At 72.7% G+C, this 19,969-nt stretch carries 13 protein-coding genes; 5 read left to right on the top strand and 8 right to left on the bottom strand.

The genetic code is table 11. The annotated features are described in order from the left end of the window. Positions 1-73: 73 nt before the first annotated feature. Positions 74-1,372 (top strand): NAD(P)/FAD-dependent oxidoreductase, encoded by a 1,299-nt coding sequence (locus tag ABZ911_RS08370; protein WP_358053318.1) that lies wholly within the window; start codon positions 74-76, stop codon positions 1,370-1,372. A 52-nt stretch (positions 1,373-1,424) separates the two neighbouring features. Here the strand turns inward: ABZ911_RS08370 and ABZ911_RS08365 are convergent, their stop codons facing one another. The 5 genes from ABZ911_RS08365 to ABZ911_RS08345 all read right to left on the bottom strand — a co-directional run bounded on the left by ABZ911_RS08365 (position 1,425) and on the right by ABZ911_RS08345 (position 8,526). Beyond that, positions 1,425-4,481, bottom strand: a complete 3,057-nt coding sequence (locus ABZ911_RS08365) for a WD40 repeat domain-containing protein (RefSeq protein ID WP_358053316.1) — start codon at positions 4,479-4,481, stop codon at positions 1,425-1,427. Between the two features lie 59 nt (positions 4,482-4,540). Then, positions 4,541-5,461, bottom strand: coding sequence for an SGNH/GDSL hydrolase family protein (locus ABZ911_RS08360; protein WP_358053314.1), 921 nt, complete (start codon positions 5,459-5,461; stop codon positions 4,541-4,543). A 114-nt stretch (positions 5,462-5,575) separates the two neighbouring features. Beyond that, complete coding sequence (locus ABZ911_RS08355; protein WP_358053312.1) at positions 5,576-6,049, bottom strand: hypothetical protein; 474 nt, start codon at positions 6,047-6,049, stop codon at positions 5,576-5,578. A 48-nt stretch (positions 6,050-6,097) separates the two neighbouring features. Beyond that, a complete protein-coding gene (locus tag ABZ911_RS08350) occupies positions 6,098-7,117 on the bottom strand; it encodes a substrate-binding domain-containing protein (protein ID WP_358053310.1) in 1,020 nt (339 codons plus the stop codon). After that, positions 7,114-8,526, bottom strand: a complete 1,413-nt coding sequence (locus tag ABZ911_RS08345; RefSeq protein WP_358053308.1) for a rhamnulokinase family protein — start codon at positions 8,524-8,526, stop codon at positions 7,114-7,116. The genes ABZ911_RS08350 and ABZ911_RS08345 overlap by 4 nt, the downstream gene beginning before the upstream one ends. A 125-nt stretch (positions 8,527-8,651) precedes the next feature. On the opposite strand from ABZ911_RS08345, the gene ABZ911_RS08340 reads away from it, so the two are divergent. The 3 genes from ABZ911_RS08340 to ABZ911_RS08330 are packed head-to-tail and all read left to right on the top strand — an operon-like array spanning position 8,652 to position 12,160. Next, a complete protein-coding gene (locus ABZ911_RS08340) occupies positions 8,652-8,963 on the top strand; it encodes an L-rhamnose mutarotase (RefSeq protein ID WP_358053305.1) in 312 nt (103 codons plus the stop codon). 12 nt (positions 8,964-8,975) lie between these two features. Beyond that, positions 8,976-10,121 carry an L-rhamnose isomerase gene (gene rhaI / locus ABZ911_RS08335; RefSeq protein ID WP_358053302.1) on the top strand — a complete coding sequence of 382 codons (1,146 nt, stop codon included), beginning with the start codon at positions 8,976-8,978 and terminating at the stop codon, positions 10,119-10,121. Beyond that, complete coding sequence (locus ABZ911_RS08330; RefSeq protein WP_358053300.1) at positions 10,121-12,160, top strand: bifunctional aldolase/short-chain dehydrogenase; 2,040 nt, start codon at positions 10,121-10,123, stop codon at positions 12,158-12,160. The genes rhaI and ABZ911_RS08330 overlap by 1 nt, the downstream gene beginning before the upstream one ends. A 155-nt stretch (positions 12,161-12,315) precedes the next feature. Here ABZ911_RS08330 and ABZ911_RS08325 read toward each other — a convergent pair whose 3' ends face one another. From ABZ911_RS08325 to ABZ911_RS08315, 3 genes are all read right to left on the bottom strand, one after another. Further along, the gene (locus ABZ911_RS08325) at positions 12,316-15,384 is read right to left on the bottom strand and encodes a M28 family peptidase (protein WP_358053297.1); all 3,069 of its coding nucleotides are present in this window, start codon (positions 15,382-15,384) and stop codon (positions 12,316-12,318) included. 197 nt (positions 15,385-15,581) lie between these two features. After that, a complete protein-coding gene (locus ABZ911_RS08320; RefSeq protein ID WP_358053295.1) occupies positions 15,582-16,565 on the bottom strand; it encodes a LysR family transcriptional regulator in 984 nt (327 codons plus the stop codon). Positions 16,566-16,577: 12 nt separating this feature from the next. Next, positions 16,578-18,047 carry a PLP-dependent aminotransferase family protein gene (locus ABZ911_RS08315; protein WP_358053293.1) on the bottom strand — a complete coding sequence of 490 codons (1,470 nt, stop codon included), beginning with the start codon at positions 18,045-18,047 and terminating at the stop codon, positions 16,578-16,580. A gap of 162 nt (positions 18,048-18,209) precedes the next feature. On the opposite strand from ABZ911_RS08315, the gene ABZ911_RS08310 reads away from it, so the two are divergent. Then, on the top strand, positions 18,210-19,556 hold the full coding sequence (locus ABZ911_RS08310) for an aminotransferase class I/II-fold pyridoxal phosphate-dependent enzyme (RefSeq protein ID WP_358053291.1): 1,347 nt from the start codon (positions 18,210-18,212) through the stop codon (positions 19,554-19,556). Positions 19,557-19,969 lie beyond the last annotated feature (413 nt).

The following is a 19,969-nucleotide window of genomic DNA, read 5'->3' as shown; positions in this document are numbered from 1 at the left end:
GCCCTTCACCGCCTGAGCCCCTGGACTTCGCGGTGCCCCTACCTGTACTAACAAGGGGACGAAAGGGGTCACTGTGGAGGTAACCGTTGTTGGCGCAGGACTGGTCGGCTGCCTGTTGGCTTGCTACCTGGCCCGCCGAGGGCATGAGGTCACGCTGTACGAGCGGCGGGCCGACCCGCGTGAGGCGGGCGCCGAGCGGGGCAGGTCGATCAACTTGGCGATCTCCGAGCGGGGCATCGACGCGCTGCGCCGCCTCGGGCTAGATGGGGAGGTGCTGGCCGAGGCCCTGCCGATGCCCGGCCGGATGATGCACGCTATCGACGGCACGCTCAGTTTCCAGCCCTACAGCGCCGACGGCAGGCGGGCGATCAACTCGATCAGCCGGGGTGAGCTGAACCGCAAGCTGCTCGACGCGGCCGAGGCGATGCCCGGCGTGCGCGTGCACTTCGGGCACCGGCTGACCGGGATCGACGACGGAGTGCTCACCTTCGACACGCCGCAGGGGCCGGTCACCTCGGGCAAGACGCCGGTGGTGATCGGCGCCGACGGCGCCTACAGCGCGGTGCGGGCCAAGCTGCAGACGCAGCCGGGCGTGGACTTCAGCCAGTCCTACCTCGACTACGGCTACAAGGAGCTGAGCGTCCCGGCCCGGTACGGGGACTTCGCCTTCGACCCCGGCGCGCTGCACATCTGGCCGCGCGGCCGGTCCATGATGATCGCCCTGCCCAACCCCGACCGGACCTTCACCTGCACCCTGTTCTGGCCGCACGAGGCGTTCGACGCGCTGGACACGCCGGAGAAGGTCCGCCGCCACTTCGCCGAGCACTATCCCGACGCGGCCGAGGCGATGCCCGGCCTGGCCGACGACTACGCGGCCAACCCGGTCGGCAACCTGGTGACGATGCGCTGCTCGCCCTGGCACCGCACCATCGGGCCCACCACGATCGGGCTGGTCGGCGACGCCGCGCACGCCATCGTCCCGTTCTACGGCCAGGGCGCCAACTGCGGGTTCGAGGACTGCGTCGAACTCGACCGCTGCCTGGACGAGACCGGCGACGACTTCCCCGCCGCGCTGGCGCTGTTCGAGCGGCGCACCGCGGACACCGAGGTGATCGCCAGGCTGGCGCTGGACAACTTCGTGGAGATGCGCGACAAGGTCGGCTCCCGGACGTTCCTGGCCGGCAAGCGCGTCGAGCACGCGCTGGAGCGGGTGCTGCCCGGCCGCTACGCCTCCCGGTACGAGCTGGTGTCGTTCTCCACCACGCCCTACTCCGAGGTGGAGCGACGCATCGCCCGGCAGCGGCGGTGGGTGGCGGGGGCGGGCCTCGGCGTGGCGGCCCTGGTGGCGCTGGCCCTGCGCAGGGGGAAGTAGCACGATAAGGGCATCGCCTGCGATCACTAACCCGGCTTAGGACTTACTCGTCCTAGCGGGCGACGTGCAGGCGGAACCCGTAGAGGCCCGCCGCGCCGACGGCGTACAGCGCGGTGCCGCCGGGAGTCCACGCGCAGGCGTCCAGCGGCCTGTCGACCCGCACGGCGGCGGTGCGGCGGCCCTTCTCGACGTCCCAGACGCGCAGCGTGCCCGCCCGGTCGGTGGTGGCCAGCCAGGAGCCGAACGGGCCGATGGCCAGGCTCGTGACGTCCGCCTCCTCGCCGTCGAGGTCGCGCATGAACGTGCCGTGCCCGTCCCACATCCGGACCGTGCCGTCGTCCAGCGCGGCGGCCAGCCACGAGCCGTCGGGCGCGACGGCCAGCCCGCCGATCGCGGCGGGAGCCGTCAGCGTGGGCCCGAACCGGTCCCCGCCGGGCCGCCACCGCCAGACCCGGTCCCAGGCGGCGGCGGCCAGCCAGCTGCCGCCGGGGTCGGCGGCCAGGTGCCGGATCTCGGCGGGCGCGTGCCAGGACGTGGCGAGCGTGCCGCCGGCCGACCAGATCTCGAGCCGCCGCTCGCCGCCGGAGGCGACCCAGGAGCCGTCGGGGGCGATGGTCACGGCCGCCGCCGCGTCCTGGTGGGAGGGCCGCGACCAGAGCACGCGGCGGTCGCGGCCGAGCAGCCACACGCCGCCGTCGAGGTCGGCGGCGGCCAGGCGGGAGCTGTCGGCGGAGATCGCGACCGCGGCGAAGTGCTCGTCCTCGCACACGGTCTCGGGCGAGCTGCCGTCGGCGTCCCAGAAGGTGATCCCCGGTATCCCGGCCGTGGCCAGCCAACTGCCGTCCCTGGCGGCGTCGATCGCCGTCCCGTGCCGCCTGCGGTAGTGCTCGTCCGGTTCGGGGGCGCCCTTGACGTCCCAGATCCTGGCCGTGCCGTCGTGGCCGGCGCTGGCCAGCCAGGAGCTGTCGGGGGCGGCCGCCAGGCCGGTGATCTCGCCGTCGTGGGCGGCCATGGTGGCGCCCTCCGCCGCGCCGGGCACCGAGAGCGTCACCTCGTCGTAGGACGCCTCGGCGAGCCAGGCGTCGCTGGGGGCCAGCGCCAGCGCGCCGCAGAAGTGCTCCTGGCTGCCGATCTCGAACACCTGCTCACCGTCGGGACTCCATCCGCTCAGCCGGTTCTCCCCGGCGAGCAGCAGCAGGTCCCGTGAGGGATGCACGGTGATCGCGAAGCCCGGGGGGACGTCCAGCGGGATCCACGCGCGCTGCGTACCGTCCGCGCCGAGGATCCGCACGCCGTCGTCGGAGAGGGCGGCCAGCCAGGTCCCCCGGAGCCCGACGACGAGCCGCACGGGACGGCGCGCGCCCGTCGCGCAGGTTCGCAGCGCCGCGCCCTCGGAGGTCCAGGTGCGCAGCGTGCCGTCGTTGTCGATCGAGGCGAGCCAGCTGCCGTCGGGCGCGATCACCACGTCGTTGACGATGCTCTCGTGGCCGGTCAGCGTTCTCCGGGCGGCGCCGTCCGCCGACCACAGGCGGACGGTGCGGTCCCAGCCGCTGGTGGCCAGCCAGGTGCCGTCGGGGGCGATGGCGCCGTTCGTCACCAGGGTGTCGTGGTCGAGGACGGCTCTCGTCGTGCCGTCGAGGTTCCACAGCCTGGCCGTGCCGTCGTCGCCCCAGGTGGCCAGCCAGGTCCCGTCGGGAGCCACCGCGACGCCGTTCACGTGGCCGTCGTGCCCGGCCAGCGTGCGGCGCAGCGCGGAGTGCGGCAGGTCGGGCGGCGCCCACCTGCTCTCCAGCCAGTCCTCGCCGGAGCCGCCGAGCAGGCCGCGCACCTCCTGCGCGATCCGGGGCAGCAGGTGCAGGCGCGCGGCGAGGGTGGCGAGCGCGGTCAGTCCGCCGCGCGACTCCCCGGCGAACAGGTGCGCGTTCTGCGCGAGGGTACGGCGCAGCCGCCCCGCCTCGGGGGTCGCCGCCAGGGCCAGGTCGCGCTCGACCGCCGCGAGGCCGTACCACTCGAGCTTGGCGGCCACCCAGCGGCCGGTGCACACCAGGTCGGCGACCGGCTCGCCGGCCTGCTCGAAGTGGGCGGGGAAGTGCCGCAGGAAGTAGTGGAAGTCGGCCGAGGTGGGCTCGCTCTCGGGGATCTCGCCGAAGATGAGCGCCCTGGCGGCGCGCGCGGCGCCGTCGGGGCCGAGCGCGCGGCGGGCGTAGGCGTGGACCGCCTCGGGCACCAGCAGGACGTCGCGGTCGGGCGCCTGGGCGAGCAGGCCGAGCGCGCCCATCCCGGCCAGCGCCAGCTCGGTGTCCATCGCCGACATGCCCGCCGTCTCCTGCCACAGGCCCGCGACGATCCCGTGCGGCAGCGGGCCGTGCCCGGCCAGGACGCCCAGCTCCAGCAGCCGGTCGGCGGTCTCGGGGAAGGACAGCCCGCGCTCCAGCACCTCGTGGACGGCCGCCGCCCTGGCGGCGGGGTCGGCCGGGTCGAAGCCGTTCGCGGGTGCCGCGCCGAGCGCGGCCATCAGCGTGAGCAGCAGCGGCCAGCCCTGGGCGCGGCCCACCGCCGCCTCGTCGAAGGCGTGCGGGCCGTCCGCCAGCAGGGCGCGGGCGTCGCCGGGCGGCAGCGGCGGCACCCTGACCACCGCCAGGGTGTCGTCGCCGGGCGGGGTGAGCAGGGTGGTGAGGACGATCGCGACGGGCAGCAGGCCCATCGCGACGGCGGCGCCGAGCACGGCCTGGTGGCGCACGCCGTCGATCACGATGAGCCGGTCCCTCCGGGCGGCGGCGGCCATCTCCGTGAGCCGGTGCGCCGCCCGCTCCTCGCCCTCCCGCTCGACCGCGTCCGTGAACGGCCGCAGCCACGCCTCCATCAGGTCGCCGCCCGGCAGCGCCTCGGCGAACACCTCGGGGATCAGCTCCTCGGGCGCGCCGTCCGCGGTCAGCCAGGTGATGCCGTCCGGGAAACGCGCGCGGACCTCGGGCCGCTCGACGGCCGCGGCGGCGGTCCAGGTGGTGCCGAACCCCTCCGCGCCCTCGATCGCGGGGGTGACGACGATGATGCCCTGGTCGCCCGAGACGAGCGCGGCCACCAGTTCCTCAACAGCGTCATACGTCACCGGTGAGCCCCCTCCCCGGATGCGCGCCGATCCGTACCGCCAAACTAGTCTCTCCGGGGTCAGCGCGGGCTGAGCGCGTCGAGCACGCTGCTGGCCTGGTGGTTCGCGCCGAGCCTGTTGGGGTGGAACGGGACCGCCGGGCCCGGCGGGTTGGTGGAGATCGGCAGCAGCGCCTCCACCCAGCGGGTGCCGGGCGGCTTGCACACGTCGTGGCCGAGGCTGGTGGAGTAGGTGTCGACCAGCTCCACCTGCTCGGCGGCGGCCACCCGGCCGAGCATCGCGTTGAGCTCCCGCAGCCGCGCGCTGAGCCAGCGCATGTCCTCGTCGGTGACCGTGACGTACGGCCAGCAGCCGCCGTTCTCCGGCAGCCCCGCCAGGTAGTTCACCAGCAGGATCCGCGCCCTCGGCGAACGCTCGCGCACGCCCCTGACGGCCGCCGCCACCTTGGGCTCGGTGGCCTGGATGTTGCGCGACATCCGGTCGGTGCCGTCGGTGACCCACTTGCGGCTGCACGGCTTGCCGAGCGGCGCGGGCAGCGCGAGCCCCGGGACCGCGGCCAGCGACGGCAGCAGGTTGATGCAGCCGAGCACGGCGTGCGACAGGCCCGCGTCATTGCCGCCGATGCCGAGCGTGACCAGGTCGGTGCGGCGGGTCAGCCGGTCGAACTGCGGCTTGTTGACGCCCTCGATGAGACGCGGGACCAGTCTCACGCGCTGCGGCTCGCGCATCGCCGTGGTCGTCGCGCCGCTGCAGGTGGCGTCGCGGAAGGTGGCCACGCGCAGGGCGGCGGCCACCTGCTTGGGGTAGTTGTAGGTGGCCTGCAGGCAGCCGCGGGGCGTGTGCTCGGTGGTCATGTGGGTGAGCGAGACGTCGGCCGACCAGGAGTCGCCGAGCGCGACGTACTCCTGGTAGGCGGGTGCGTGGGAGGCGGGGAACAGGGTGAGCGCCGTCGCTAGCGCGACCGGGATGGTGAACAGCACCGCTACATTGTGCGGTCACCGTGTGCGGTCGTGCCATGACTCTGAGTAAAGGGCGTCAAAGGTAATGGCTTTTGCCTCCGTCTGTGCGGGTGGCGGCCTGCCGGCGCCCGCCCCTCACTCCCGGTACATCGGCCGGGTGACGTCGTCGGAGGGTTGGGGGAAGGTCAGGACGGGCGGGCGGGGCCGCCGCCAGCGGGAGGGGAGGCAGGAGGCGGTCAGCAGCAGGACGCCCACGACGAGGAAGCCGCCGGAGTACAGCAGCAGCCGGTAGCCCTCGACCAGGAACGACGGCACCGGGCCGGGGTCGAGGACGGGGGCGTCGAGCAGCAGCGAGACGGTCGGCGCGAGGCCGAGCAGGGTGAAGGCGAGACCGCCGATCAGCGAGGCCACGGGGGACAACCGGGAAGCGGCCAAGATCCCGCCGAGTAGGCCGGTGGCGATGAGCGACCCTACCCCGGCCGGCGATGGTGACTGGACGCTCCAGTCGGCCCACACCCGGTCCACGCCGTAGGTCAGCCCCAGCGCGAGCAGTGGTGTGAACAGGACCCCCGTGACCGCTCCCAGCGCATGACGAGAAACGTCAGACATGACTCAACCCCGTTTCGTCAGGCCCCCGCTGCCCAACGTACTGAGATTTCAGGGGCGGCGCGTGGATTCCCTGACGACCAGCTCGGGCTGGAACATGATCTGCTGGTGGGCGTGCGTGCCCGGGTTGTCGCACTCGTCGAGCAGCAGCTCGACCGCCACCCGCCCGAGCTGGTAGGTGGGCTGCCTGATCGAGCTCAGCGACACCGCCGACGCCGAGGCGAAGTCGATGTCGTCGTAGCCGATGAGCGCCACGTCGCCGGGCACCCGTACGCCCGCCTGCAGCAGCCCGCGCAGCACGCCGAGGGCCAGCAGGTCGTTGGCGCAGAACAGCGCGTCCGGCAGCCGCCCGGCGGCCAGCAACTGCTCGGCCGCCTGCTGTCCGGCCCGCGCGTTCATCGCGGCCATCGGCACCTCCCGCAGCGCCTCGGCCGGGTCCAGGCCCGCCTCGGCCAGCGCCCGCTCGGCGCCCTGGCGCCGGTCGGCGCACTGGCGGATCGCGGCGGGCCCGGTGACGAAGCCGACGCGGGTGGCGCCGCCGGCCAGCAGGTGCGCCACCGCCAGCGCGCCGCCGGTCACGTCGTTGACCGCGACCGCGCACTGGTCGGGCCGCTCGGCCGGGTGGTCGACGAGCACCACGCAGATGCCGCGCTCCCTGAGCCGGTCCAGAGGCCGGGAGTCCTCGCCGGTGGGGGTGATCAGCACGCCGCGGACCCGCTGCTCGGCGAAGACCCGCAGGTTGCGTTCCTCCTTGGCGCCGCTGCCGGAGGAGTTGCCGAGGATCACCGCGTAGCCGCGCTCGCTGGCCAGGTCCTCGACGCCCGCGGCCACGTCGGTGAAGAACGGGTTGCCGATGTCGATCACCGACAGGCCGACCGTGCGGCTGTGGCCCGCGCGCAGCGTGGAGGCGGAGGCGTGCCGGACGAAGCCGAGCTCCCGGATGACCGCCTCGACCCTGGCCCGGGTCGCCTGGGCGACCTTCTCCGGGCGGTTCAGCACGTTGGAGACCGTGCCGGGGGAGACGCCGGCCCTGGCGGCGACCTCCTTGATGTTCACCTGCTCGGTGCTCACCCGGCGGCGCCCGGCAGCCGCGCGGCCATCGCCGCCCACGGCCCCTGGCCGCCCGACGGGTGGAAGGTGCGCAGCGTGCTGGCGCGCCGTACCAGCTCGCGCGGGTCGTCGGCCAGCCCGTGCGCGCGAGCCTGCACCAGCACGTTGCCCAGCGCGGCCGCCTCCACCGGGCCCGCGACCACCGGCAGCCCGGTGGCGTCGGCGGTCAGCCGGCAGAGCAGCGCGTTGCGCGCGCCTCCGCCCACCACGTGCACCACCTCGATCTCCTTCCCGCTCAGCCGCGCGGCGTCGCTGACGGCTTTCCGGTAGGCGAGGGCGAGGCTTTCCAGCACGCATCGTACGGCCTGCGCCCGCCCCTCCGGCACCGGCTGGCCCGTGCGGGCGCAGTACTCCGCGACCCGCCCCGGCATGCCCCCCGGCGCCAGGAACACGGGATCGCCCGCGTCGATCACCGCCTGGAACGGCTCGGCGTCCCCGGCCGCCCGCAGCAGCCCCTCCAGGTCGCTCTCCCCCCACTCGCGCAGGCACTCCTGCAGGATCCACAGCCCCATGACGTTACGCAGGTAGCGGGTGGTGCCGTCGATCCCGGCCTCGTTGGTGAAGTTCGCCGCGCGGCCGTCCGCGCCGAGCAGGGGCTCGGGCAGTTCCACGCCGACCAGGGACCAGGTGCCGCAGGAGATGTAGGCGAAGCGGTCGGTGGTGGCGGGCACGGCGGCGACGGCGGAGGCGGTGTCGTGCGAGGCGACGACGGTGACCGCGGCGCCGTACCCGGTCTCGGCGGCGACGTCGGGCCGCAGCGGACCCGCGGGCGTTCCCGGGGGGCGTAGTTCGGGGAAGAGGTGGGCGGGCAGGCCGAGCCTGGACATCAGCGGGTGCGACCAGGCGCGCTTCCTGACGTCGAACAGGCCGGTGGTGGAGGCGTTGGTGGGTTCGGCGCCGATCGAGCCGGTGAGCCAGTAGGTGAGCAGGTCGGGGATCATGAGCAGCGTCGAGGCGGCGCGCGGCGGGTCGGCCAGCAACTGGTAGATCGTGTTGATCGGCAGGAACTGCAGGCCGTTGACCTGGTACAGCTCCTCGTCGCCGATCAGTTCGGCGAGCCGGGCCACGGCGCCGTCGGTGCGCTCGTCGCGGTGGTGCACCGGGTTGCCGAGGAGCGCGCCGCGCTCGTCGAGCAGGCCGTAGTCGACGCCCCACGAGTCGATGCCGATCGAGGCGGACGGGCCCGCCGCCCGCAGGCCGTCGAGCACTCCCCGGTAGAGGCCGAGGATGTCCCAGTGCAGGGTGCCGCCGACGCGGACCGGGCGGTTGGCGAAGCGGTGCGCCTCGGTGAGGTCGATCGTGCCGGGGCCCACCTCGGCCACCATGACCCGGCCGCTCGAGGCGCCGAGGTCCACTGCCGTGAATCGCATCCCATGATTAAAACGTATCAACGCGGATCCGTCACCTGACCGGGGGAACCGTTGACGTGATTGATGCTTGGGCTTACATTCCCAGCGAGTCTATTAAAACGTTTGTCGGATGGGGAGGCTTGTCCATGCAGCGGGTCTGTTTCCTGCTGAAGGTCCGCCCGGACCGGATCGAGGAGTACCGGGAGCGGCACCAGGCGGTGTGGCCGGACATGCTCGGCGCGCTGCGGGAGGCCGGGTGGCGCAACTACTCGCTCTTCCTGCGCGAGGACGGGCTGCTGGTGGGCTACCTGGAGACCGCCGACTTCGAGGCGGCGCGGGCGGCGATGGCCCGGACCGGGGTCAACACGCGCTGGCAGGAGGAGATGGCGCCCTACTTCGAGGACGGCCGTCCCGACGAGGGACTGCTGAGCCTGGACGAGATTTTCCACCTGGACTGAAATCGGGGACACATGATCAAGGACTTGCTGCGCGGGCAGCACATCGAGACCCCGTCGTGGGCCTACGGCAACTCCGGCACCCGCTTCAAGGTGTTCGCGCAGCCGGGCGTGCCGCGTGATCCGTACGAGAAGATCGCCGACGCGGCGCGGGTGCACGCCTTCACCGGCGTCGCGCCCACCGTCGCGCTGCACATCCCCTGGGACCGGGTCGACGACTACCCGGGCCTGGCCGCGCACGCCGCCGAGCTGGGGGTGCGGATCGGGGCGATCAACTCCAACGTCTTCCAGGACGACGACTACCGGCTGGGCAGCGTCACCCACCCCGACCCGGCCGTTCGCCGCAAGGCCCTCGGCCACCTGCTGGACTGCGTCGACGTGATGGACCAGACCGGGTCGGACACGCTGAAGCTGTGGTTCTCCGACGGCACCAACTACCCGGGCCAGGACGACATCCGCGCCCGCCAGGACCGCCTGGCCGAGGCCCTCCAGGCCGTGTACGAGCGGCTGGGCGAGGGGCAGCGCTTCCTGCTGGAGTACAAGCTGTTCGAGCCGGCCTTCTACACCACCGACGTGCCCGACTGGGGCACCGCCTACGCGCACTGCCTGCGGCTCGGCGACAAGGCGCAGGTCGTGGTCGACACCGGCCACCACGCGCCGGGCGTCAACATCGAGTTCATCGTGGCGTTCCTGCTGCGCGAGGGGAAGCTCGGCGGGTTCGACTTCAACTCGCGCTTCTACGCCGACGACGACCTCATGGCCGGCGCCGCCGACCCCTTCCAGCTCTTCCGGATCATGTACGAGGTGGTCCGCGGCGGCGGGTACGGCCCCGGCGTCGCCTTCATGCTCGACCAGTGCCACAACATCGAGCCCAAGATCCCCGGCCAGATCCGCTCGGTCATGAACGTCCAGGAGGCCACCGCCAAGGCCCTGCTCGTCGACCGCGACGCGCTGGCCGCCGCCCAGCGGGCCGGTGACGTGCTCGGCGCCAACGCCGTCCTGATGGACGCCTACAACACCGACGTCCGCCCCCTGCTCGCCGAGTTGCGCGAGGAGACGGGCCTGGACCCGGACCCGATGGCGGCCTACGCCAGGTCCGGCTACTTCGAGAAGATCTGCGCCGAGCGGGCCGACGGCGCGCAGGCGGGCTGGGGGGCCTGATGGACACCGTGAAGCAGTTGCTGGACCGTTCGCACACGCTGGGCGCCGACCCGCGCACCACCAACTTCGCCGGCGGCAACACCTCGGCCAAGGGTGTGCAGCGCGATCCCGTCACCGGCGCGGACGTCGAGCTGATGTGGGTGAAGGGCTCGGGCGGCGACCTCGGCACGCTGACCGCCGCGGGGCTGGCCGTACTCCGCCTGGACCGGCTGCGGGCGCTGGCCGGCGGCTACCCGGGGGTGGAGCGCGAGGACGAGATGGTCGCCGCGTTCGACTACTGCCTGCACGGCAAGGGCGGCGCCGCGCCGTCCATCGACACCGCCATGCACGGCCTGGTCGACGCCGCCCACGTCGACCACCTGCACCCCGACTCCGGCATCGCCGTCGCCACCGCCGCCGACGGCCCCGCGCTGACCGAGCGGATCTTCGGCGACCGCGTGGTGTGGGTGCCGTGGCGGCGGCCCGGCTTCCAGCTCGGCCTGGACATCGCCGCGATCAAGGCGGCCCACCCGCGGGCGATCGGCTGCGTCCTCGGCGGGCACGGCATCACCGCGTGGGGGGCGACCAGCGCGGAGTGCCAGGCGAACTCCCTGGAGATCGTCACCACCGCCGCCCGGTACATCGAGGAGCACGGCAGGCCCGACCCGTTCGGCCCCGTCGTCCACGAGCCGCTGCCCGAGGACGCCCGGCTCGCGCGCGCGGCGGCGCTGTTCCCGCTGGTGCGCGGCCTGGCCTCGACCGACGCCCGGCAGGTCGGCCACTACACCGGCAGCCCCGAGGTGCTGGACTTCCTGTCCCGCGCCGAGCACCCGCGCCTGGCCGCGCTCGGCACCTCCTGCCCCGACCACTTCCTGCGCACCAAGGTCGCGCCCCTGGTGCTGGACCTGCCGCCGGACGCGCCGCTCGCCGACGCCGAACGGCGGCTGCGCGAGCTGCACGCCGCCTACCGCGCCGACTACGCCGCCTACTACGCCCGGCACGCCGAGGAGGGCTCGCCCGCCATGCGCGGCGCCGACCCGGCGATCGTGCTGGTGCCCGGCGTCGGCATGTTCTCCTTCGGCAAGGACAAGCAGACCGCGCGGGTGGCCGGCGAGTTCTACGTCAACGCGATCAACGTGATGCGCGGCGCCGAGGCGATCTCCGCCTACCGGCCGATCGAGGAGTCGGAGAAGTTCCGCATCGAGTACTGGGAGCTGGAGGAGGCCAAGCTGCGCCGCCTGCCCGCGCCCAAGCCGCTGGCAGGGCGGATCGCGCTGGTCACCGGCGGCGGCTCGGGCATCGGCGCGGCCACCGCCCGCCGCCTCGCCGCCGAGGGCGCCTGCGTCGTGGTGGCCGACCGCGACCTGGGCGCGGCCGAGAAGGTCGCCGCCGAACTCGGCGCCGGAGCCCACCGCCCGTCCGACGTGGCCGTCGCCGTCCAGGCCGACGTCACCTCCGAGGAGCAGGTCGCCGAGGCCGTACGGCAGGCGGCCCTCGCCTTCGGCGGCGTCGACCTGGTGGTCAACAACGCCGGGCTGTCCCTGTCCCGCTCGCTGCTGGAGACCACGCTCGACGACTGGGACCTGCAGCACGACGTCATGGCCCGCGGCTCGTTCCTGGTGTCCCGCGAGACGGTCAAGACCATGATCGCCCAGGGCCTCGGCGGCGACGTCGTCTACATCTCCTCCAAGAACGCCGTCTACGCCGGCCCGAACAACGTGGCCTACGGCGCGGCCAAGGCCGACCAGGCGCACCAGGTCCGGCTGCTGGCCGCCGAGCTGGGCGAGCACGGCATCCGGGTCAACGGCGTCAACCCGGACGGCGTGGTCCGCGGCTCTGGCATCTTCGCCTCCGGGTGGGGCGCCAACCGGGCTGCGGTGTACGGCGTGCGGGAGGACCGCCTCGGCGAGTTCTACGCCCAGCGGACGCTGCTGAAGCGGGAGGTGCTGCCCGAGCACGTCGCGGCGGCGGTGTTCGCGCTCACCGGCGGCGACCTGTCGCTGACGACCGGCCTGCACATCCCGGTCGACGCCGGAGTCGCGGCGGCGTTCCTCCGCTGACCGGTTCTCGCCAGCCGGTCGCCGGACCGGCGGGAAAGGTGCGGACGCCGACCATGTGCCGGTACGGCGGGCGTGTGCACCCGCCGTACCGGCACGAGAGGTCAGGATCTGGGAAGCGGGCGGTGACCCCAGGAGACCGCCCGCTTCGGATCAGGTCAGATGCGCTGCCAGAGGGCAGGCACGTTCGGCGGCTCCCAGCCCGGCAGGGAGGTGTGTCCCTGGAGGCAGCGGTAGCTGACGCCCTGATAGGTGACGGTCGCCCCGGCGGCGTAGGGGGTCCAGGTCTGCCACGTGGTGCTCTGGTCGCCGCCGACGGTGAGGTTGAAGGTCGCGGAGTGGTCGGCGGTGGCGCCGTCCGCGTTGACGGTGATCGCGTGCGGCCCGGTGGGCGCGCTCGCGGTCGTGCTGACCGTCATCGTGGCCGACTGGCCGGCGTTGATGGTCTGCGGGCTGAAGGTCACCGACACCCCGGCGGGGGCGTTGGCCGCGTTCAGCGTGATGCTCTGCGCGCTGCCGCTGGTGACCTGGGTGCTGACCGTCGCCGTCGCCGACTGGCCCGGCTGGACCGTGGCCGAGGACGGGTTGACGCCGATCGAGTAGTCGTCGTCCGGCGGGGGCACGTCGCCGACGGCGAGCTTCCACAGGACGTGCGCGGCCGCGTCGGCGTTGCGGTCGAGCGCGGTGGTGTTGACGTTGGCCGGGTAGGTGTCGCACGCGGAGTGGTAGCAGCGGTCGAACGCCTGGTTCGCGGTGCCGCCCCACTTCTGCGCCTGCGCGGTGGTCTTGACCGCCTCGGCGCCGGTGAAGACGCCGCCGACCCGCACGCCCGCGTTCTTGAACGGCGCGTGGTCGCTACGGCCGTCGCCGGCCATCTCGCGTTCGGTCTGCACCCCGAGGGTGGTGTAGTACTGGTTGAACAGCCCCTGCAGGGTGGTGTCGTCGTCGTAGACGAAGTAGCCGGGGTTGGGCGAGGCGGTCATGTCGAAGTTGAGGTAGGCCTCGACTCCGCTGGCGCCGCCGTTCTGCACGTAGTAGGTCGAACCGCGCATGCCCAGTTCCTCGGCGCCCCACCAGCCGAAGCGCACGTGCTTGGTGAGCGTCGGGTTGGTCCGGGCGAGGGTGAGCGCCACTTCCAGCAGGGTGGCCGAGCCGGAGCCGTTGTCGTTGGCGCCCGGACCGGCCGAGACGCTGTCGAGGTGGCTGCCCAGCATGATGGTCTGGTTCGCCGGGCCACCGGGCCAGTCGGCGATCAGGTTCGAGTGGGTCTGGCCGCCGTAGGTGAAGGTCTGCACCCGGGTCTGGTAGCCGGCCGCGTCGAGCCTGCCCTTCACGAAGTTCAGCGCGTTGGTGTAGCCGGTCGAGGGCGACGGCCGGTTGCCGTAGCTCTGGAACTGGCCGAGGTGGGCGGTCACGTTGGCGACCGCGATGTCAGGCGTGCCCGGCGGCGCGGAGCCGATGGTCAGCGCGAAGGTGGCCTCCTTGTCCACCGAGGCGCCGTCGGCCTGGACCCGGATCGAGTGCGGTCCCCCGGTGGGCGTGCCGGACGAGGTGGACAGCGTCAGCGTGGAGGTCTGCCCGGCGGTGATGGTGGCCGGCTGGAAGCTGGCCGTCACGCCGGAGGGCAGGGTGCCCGCGGTCCGCAGCGTGATCGACTGCGCGTTGCCCGAGGTCACCGTGGTGCGCACGGTGGAGGTGACCGTCTGGCCGGGCTGGGCGCTGCCGGAGCTCGGGCTGAGCGAGACGGTGTAGTCGTCGCCCGGGTTGTTGGAGCAGACCGGGTCGTTGGTCGCGGGCACGCTGACCGCGTTCCAGGCGTTCCGGGTGGCGTTGAACTCGGCGCAGGTCGGGAAGAGCGTCTTGGCCGCGTTCAGCGTGGCGACGCGGGCCTTGGCGTGGGTCCACGGCAGCGTCTTGCTGTTCAGGCCGCCCATGAAGATCTGGCCGGCCTTCTGGATGCCGATGCCGGTCACCGACGCGGGGCCGCCGGAGCAGATCGGGCTGCTCGGCTTGCCGCCGCCGGGGTTGTTGCCCTCGGCGAGCAGGTAGAACCAGTGGTTCTGCGGGCCGGCCGCGGCGTGCACCTCGGTGTTGGGGATGCTGGGGCCGTAGCAGTTCGGGTCGCCCAGCGCCGAGGGGTTGTACATGTTGCGGATCGGGCCCTGCCCGACCAGGTTGACCTCTTCGCCGACCAGGTAGTCCGCGGGGTCGCTGGAGTTGTTGGCGAAGGCCTCGGTGAGGGCGCCGAAGATGTCGCCGGTGGACTCGTTCAGGCCGCCGGCCTCGTTGCCGCTGCCGGAGCCCTGGCTGCCGGAGAACTGGAAGATGGCGTGGCCGTACTCGTGGGCCACCACGTCCATCGGCGTGGCCTGGCGCTGGTTGTCCTGGGAGTGGCCGAAGTTGGTGAAGGAGCCGTTCCAGTAGGCGTTGACCTCGTTCAGGCCGACGCGCGCGGGGAAGGCGCCGCCCTGGCCGTTGAACCCGTTGCGGTTCAGCCAGGTGCTCAGCATGTTCCACTCGGTCTGCGCGCCGTAGAGCGCGTCGACGCAGGCGGTCTCCAGGTTGGTGCCCGAGCCGTTGCCCCAGTTGTCGTCGGTGCCGGTGTAGGCGGTGCCGTTCTGCCCGCCGCAGCGCAGGCCGGGGCGGGTGGTGTCGGTCATGGAGTAGCTGCCCGACGTGGTGATCGACACCGGGTTGCCGTTGTAGTAGGAGTTGCCGGTGCCGGCGCGCACGTCGTCGTAGGAGTCGATGACGCGGCCGTTGCGGGCGTCCACGAAGACGTGCGTGACACTGGGCGTCGTGCCGTTCTTGCCGGTGACCACGACCTCCCAGGCCAGCTTCGGCTTGTCGGTGACGGCGTGCACGAGCAGCGTGGGCGTGCTCACGCTCTCCACGGTCTCGACCTTGGCCCTGGCCCTCTGTACGGCCACGGCCTCGGTCACCTTGGTTCCGGCGTCGACCTTCAGCTCGACCTGCTGACCCGTGGTCACGCTCTGCACGGCCTGGCCCGAGGCGTCGGTGGTGACGATGACGTCACCGCCGTACACCGGCAGGCCCGCGTGCTTGCGCTCGTAGGTGAGGTACTGCACGCCGCGGGTGCCCGCGATGGTGCGGGACAGGACGAAGTCGTCCTGCGGCGAGGTGTGCAGGGCCGAGGCGGAGCTGGTGAGCGCGCTCTCGGCACTGGAGATCGCCAGCTTGCGGACCTCCGGGTCCGGTGGGACCACGATGGAGGCCCCTGACCCGGCGGAAGCCGAGGCCGAGAGGCCGGCGAGTGAGGACGTGGTCAGGGCGACCGCCGACAGAACAGCGACGGCACCCAACCTGAGCTTGGGATGCACTCTGGGTGACTCCTATCCCTTGGGGGGTAGAGGGATCTGAGCCCGGCCGGGGCTGGACCACATTTGACACCAGGAGTGCGGATTCAGTAACCCGTCAAATTCCTATAACTTCGTGATATGGGGGGTTGGGGGAGTGGGCCGTGGCGTCTGAGCCAGGCGGTGTAGACGGGAGACCTGCCGGTGTCGGCCCAGTACGCCTGCCGTACCCGGAAGACCAGTTCGCCGCCGTGCACCTCCACCGGGCCGCCCTCGGTCCAGCCGAGGATGTGCCTGAACTGGAGTGGCGTGCCCGCCAGCGGGCGGATGGCGACGCCGGGGTAGCCGCGGCTGGTCGCCTGGAACATCCCGGCGCAGCGGGAGGCGGCGATCAGGTCGATGGCCACGCTCAGCGTCGCCTCGCAGGCGATCCTGGGCGTGAAGCCCGCCTTCGCGCACGCCTCGGCGAAGTGCTCGCGGTGGCCCGACTCGATGAGCGCGGGCAGCGACCAGTCCTCGTCGGCCAGGTCCGCCAGGTCGATCTCCTGGCACGCGGCCAGCGGGTGCGAGGCCGCCACGCCGACGAAGATCGGCTCGGCCGCCACGACCGCGTACGTCACCCCCGGCGGCGGGTTGAGCGGGTGGCCGGGGTAGTCGCCCAGCGTGGCCAGTTCCAGGCGCTGCGCGCCGAGCAGCCCCGGCAGCACGTCCATGGCCTCCTCGGTGCGCATGCTGACCTCCGCCTCGGGCAGCAGGTCGCGCAGGCTGCGGATGACGGAGACCGCCAGGTGGCTGGACATGCACCCGACGCGTACCGCCCCGCGCCCGGCGTACCTCCTGCCGTCGCGGCGCAGCTCGTCGAAGGCCGGCAGCAGCGACCTGGACCTGGCCAGCACCCACGAGCCGAGCGGGGTGGGGCTGGCCCCCGACCTGCCCCGCTCGAACAGCGGGCCGCCGAACATGCTCTCGATCCGCCGGAGCTGCGCGGCCAGCGAGGGCTGCGAGGTCTTGAGCGCCACGGCGGCCTTGGAGATGCTCCCATGATCCGCTATGGCACAGATGGCGCGTAGGTGACGCACTTCTAAGTCCACATGCAGAGCGTATTAGTTAACAACCTTTCCAGTAAGGCCCAACATGTGAACAGGTCCGCCACGCCGGGCCAGGCCGTGCTCGACGAGCGTCCGCACCACCACGCGCAGCGCGCGGCGCAGGGTCAGCTCCTCCAGGTGGCCGTGGCCGATCACCAGGCCGTTGCCGTACGGCCCGGCCGGGTGGTGGTAGCGCGACAGCTCGGCCACCTGCACCTGGCGCTCGCGCAGCGCCCGCGCGACGACCTCGGCGCGGATCCCGTCCGGCAGCACGAGCGTCGCCGCCGAGCCGCTGTCCGCGCCCAGCAGGCTCGCCCGGGGGAACACGCCCAGCGCCTCGGCGACCAGCGCCCGCCTGGGCGCGTACAGCGCGGAGAGCCGGTCGACGCGCCTGCTCACGCAGCCCGAGGTGAGCAGCGTGGCCGCCGCCTGCTGCGACGGGTACGGCGGCTGCTCCCGCCCGGCGGCGATCAGCTCCTCGATCGCGGCGGCGAGAAACCGGGGCGCGACGATGAAGGCCAGGCGCAGCGCGGGCGTCAGGACGTCGCAGAACGTGCCCACCATGACGGCCAGCGACGGGTCGCTGACGGCCATGAGGCCGGGCTGAGGGCTGAGCCGGGCGTCGAACACGCCGTCGAAGGCGGGCTCGATCACGATCGTGCCGCGCCGCGCCGCCCACGCGGCGACCTCCTTACGCCGCTCCGGCGTCATCCGCGTGCCCAGCGGCTCGCCCCGGTCGGGCATCACGACCAGCACGTCGCACGCGGCGGGCACGAGGTCGACGCGGGCGCCCGCGCCGTCGACGGGCACCGGCAGCACGGTGCCGTGCCGGCTGAGCGCGGTCCTGACCGGGGCGGGCGCGGGGTTCTCCAAGCCGATCACCGGCCGTTTGCCCAGGGCCAGCAGGATGAGCTGGACGGCGTGGCCGTACCCGGCGGCGACGATCACCTCGTGCCCGTCCGGGAGCGGCCCCCGCGAGTCCCGCAGATGTGCCGCGATCGCGTGCCGCAGCTCGGGCAGCCCGGCGGGCGGCGGCTCGTCGGCCGGAGGCTGCCGGTGCCCGGCGTCCCGCCAGGCCGCGCGCCAGGCCGCGAGCGGGAAGCCTTCGGGGCTCGGCAGGTCGGGCAGCATGCGGACGGCCGTCGCCGGGAGCGGCGGCGGGCGGCGGGGGGCCGGATCGGGGAGGGTCGGGGCGAGATGTCCGGTGCGTTCCTCGCGGCGGGAGCTCGCGGAGACATAGGTGCCCGATCCCGTCCTGCCGGTGACGTACCCGTGCGCGAAGAGCACCTCGTAGGCCGCCACCACCACGCCCCGGGAGACTTGCAGCACCGAGGACATCGTCCTGGTCGACGGCATGCGCGCGCCCGGGGCCAACCGGCCGGTGTCGATGGCCGTGCGGAGCTGGTCGACGAGCTGTTCCTGCAGCGGCGCGGACGGGCTGCGCTCCAGACGGATCGGGACGCTGAGCTTCTCCGGGTCGCGCATGCCATTCCTTTCCAATGCCTCATCCCCTAAGGCGTGACATTCCGTTCCATATCGGTCCATCTACCGTGGATGTGATTGACCGGGTGGACCGGCCTGCTAGTTTGTTTGGATCCAAACGAATGCGCGCGGTTCCGCGTCCGGACACCGAGAAGGGCTGCCGTCATGGACCTGCACCACTGGCTCGACAAGGCCGTGACCGCCATCGAGGACTGGCAGGAGGGCTTCGGCCCCTACCCGGAGCACCCCTCGCTGGCCGTCGACGACGAGGCGTTCGGCGCCGCGTTCGAGCGGCTCACCAAGCGGCTGCACGGCAACTACCCGTTCTTCCACCCCCGCTACGCCGGGCAGATGCTCAAGCCGCCGCACCCCGCCGCCGTCGTCGGCTACCTGGCCACCATGCTGATCAACCCCAACAACCACGCGCTGGACGGCGGCCCCGCGACCGCCCCGATGGAACGCGAGGTGGTGGCCGCTCTGGCCGCGATGTTCGGCTTCGGCACCCACCTCGGCCACCTGACCAGCAGCGGCACCATCGCCAACCTGGAGGCGCTGTTCGTCGCCAGAGAGCTGCACCCGGGGCGGGGGATCGCCTACAGCGCCGAGGCGCACTACACGCACTCCCGGATGTGCCGGGTACTCGGCGTCGAAGGCCACGCCGTCCCCGTCGACGACCACGGCCGGATGGACCTGGACGCGCTGGAGACCCTCCTGCGCACCGGCCGGATCGGCACCGTCGTCCTCACCACCGGCACCACCGGCCTCGGCGCCGTCGACCCCGTCCACGAGGCGCTGGCCCTCCGCGACCGGTACGGCGTCCGCCTCCACGTCGACGCCGCCTACGGCGGCTTCTTCACCCTTCTGGCCGGCCACGAACTCCCCGCCGAGCCGTGGCGGGCGATCGCGCGGTGCGACTCGGTCGTGGTCGACCCGCACAAGCACGGGCTCCAGCCGTACGGCTGCGGCGCGGTCATCTTCCAGGACCCCGCCGTCGGCCGCTTCTACGTGCACGACTCGCCGTACACCTACTTCACCTCCGACGACCTGCACCTCGGCGAGATCAGCCTGGAGTGCTCCCGCGCCGGAGCCTCCGCCGCCGCCCTCTGGCTCACCCTGCAGCTGCTGCCTCTCACCCGCGCCGGCCTCGGCGAGGTCCTGGCCGCCGGACGCCGGGCCGCGTCCCGCTGGTCGGCCCTGATCGACCAGTCCGACCTCCTGACCCTCTACCAGCGTCCCGAACTGGACATCGTCACCTACTACCCGGCGGCCGGCTCCCTGGCCGACATCGACCGCATCTCGGCCCGCATGCTCGACGAGGGCATGAACGACCCCTCCGACGCCGTCTACCTGAGCACCTTCAACGTCACCGCCGCCGCCATCTCCGCCCGCCACCCCGAGCTCACTTGCGACGCCCCCCAGGGCAGAATCCTCCGCAGCGTCCTGATGAAACCGGAAACGGAAACAGTCATCGACCTCCTCCACACCCGCGTGGAACGCCTGGCCGAGAGCTGATCACGCCGCCCGGGAGGCGTGGTGTTTCACCCTCCCGCTGGCGGCGCGGGGCGAGCGGGCCATGATTATTTACGAAGTGGCAGGGTCTGGCGAAGGCGGGCTCGGCGAGAGCGGCACGCCGCCGGGGTTTTGGGTCGGTCAGCATGGCGCCCGCATGACCGCCAACGCACCCAAGTTTCCGAGCGCCTAATAGAAGGGAGGTCGTCGCTAGCCGTTGCCCAAAGGGCGGATGGGGGAGGAAGAGCGGCGGCGGCATGTGTGTGTGCAACCGCGTACGTGAAATAGGTGGCGTACGGCGGGCCCGGCCCGGTTGGGGGTTGGCGTCAACGAGCGGTTGGGCATGGATGGTTCACGTGTCTGTTCGGGCAGCAGACCACGCCGACCGTGATGAAGCGCCCACCGCGTAGCCACTC

The sequence above is a fragment of the Nonomuraea sp. NPDC046570 genome (assembly GCF_040645915.1).
In the GTDB taxonomy this organism is placed as follows: domain Bacteria; phylum Actinomycetota; class Actinomycetes; order Streptosporangiales; family Streptosporangiaceae; genus Nonomuraea.
The sequence above is the reverse complement of the archived record's forward strand: the minus strand, read 5'-3'. Positions and strand labels throughout refer to the sequence as shown.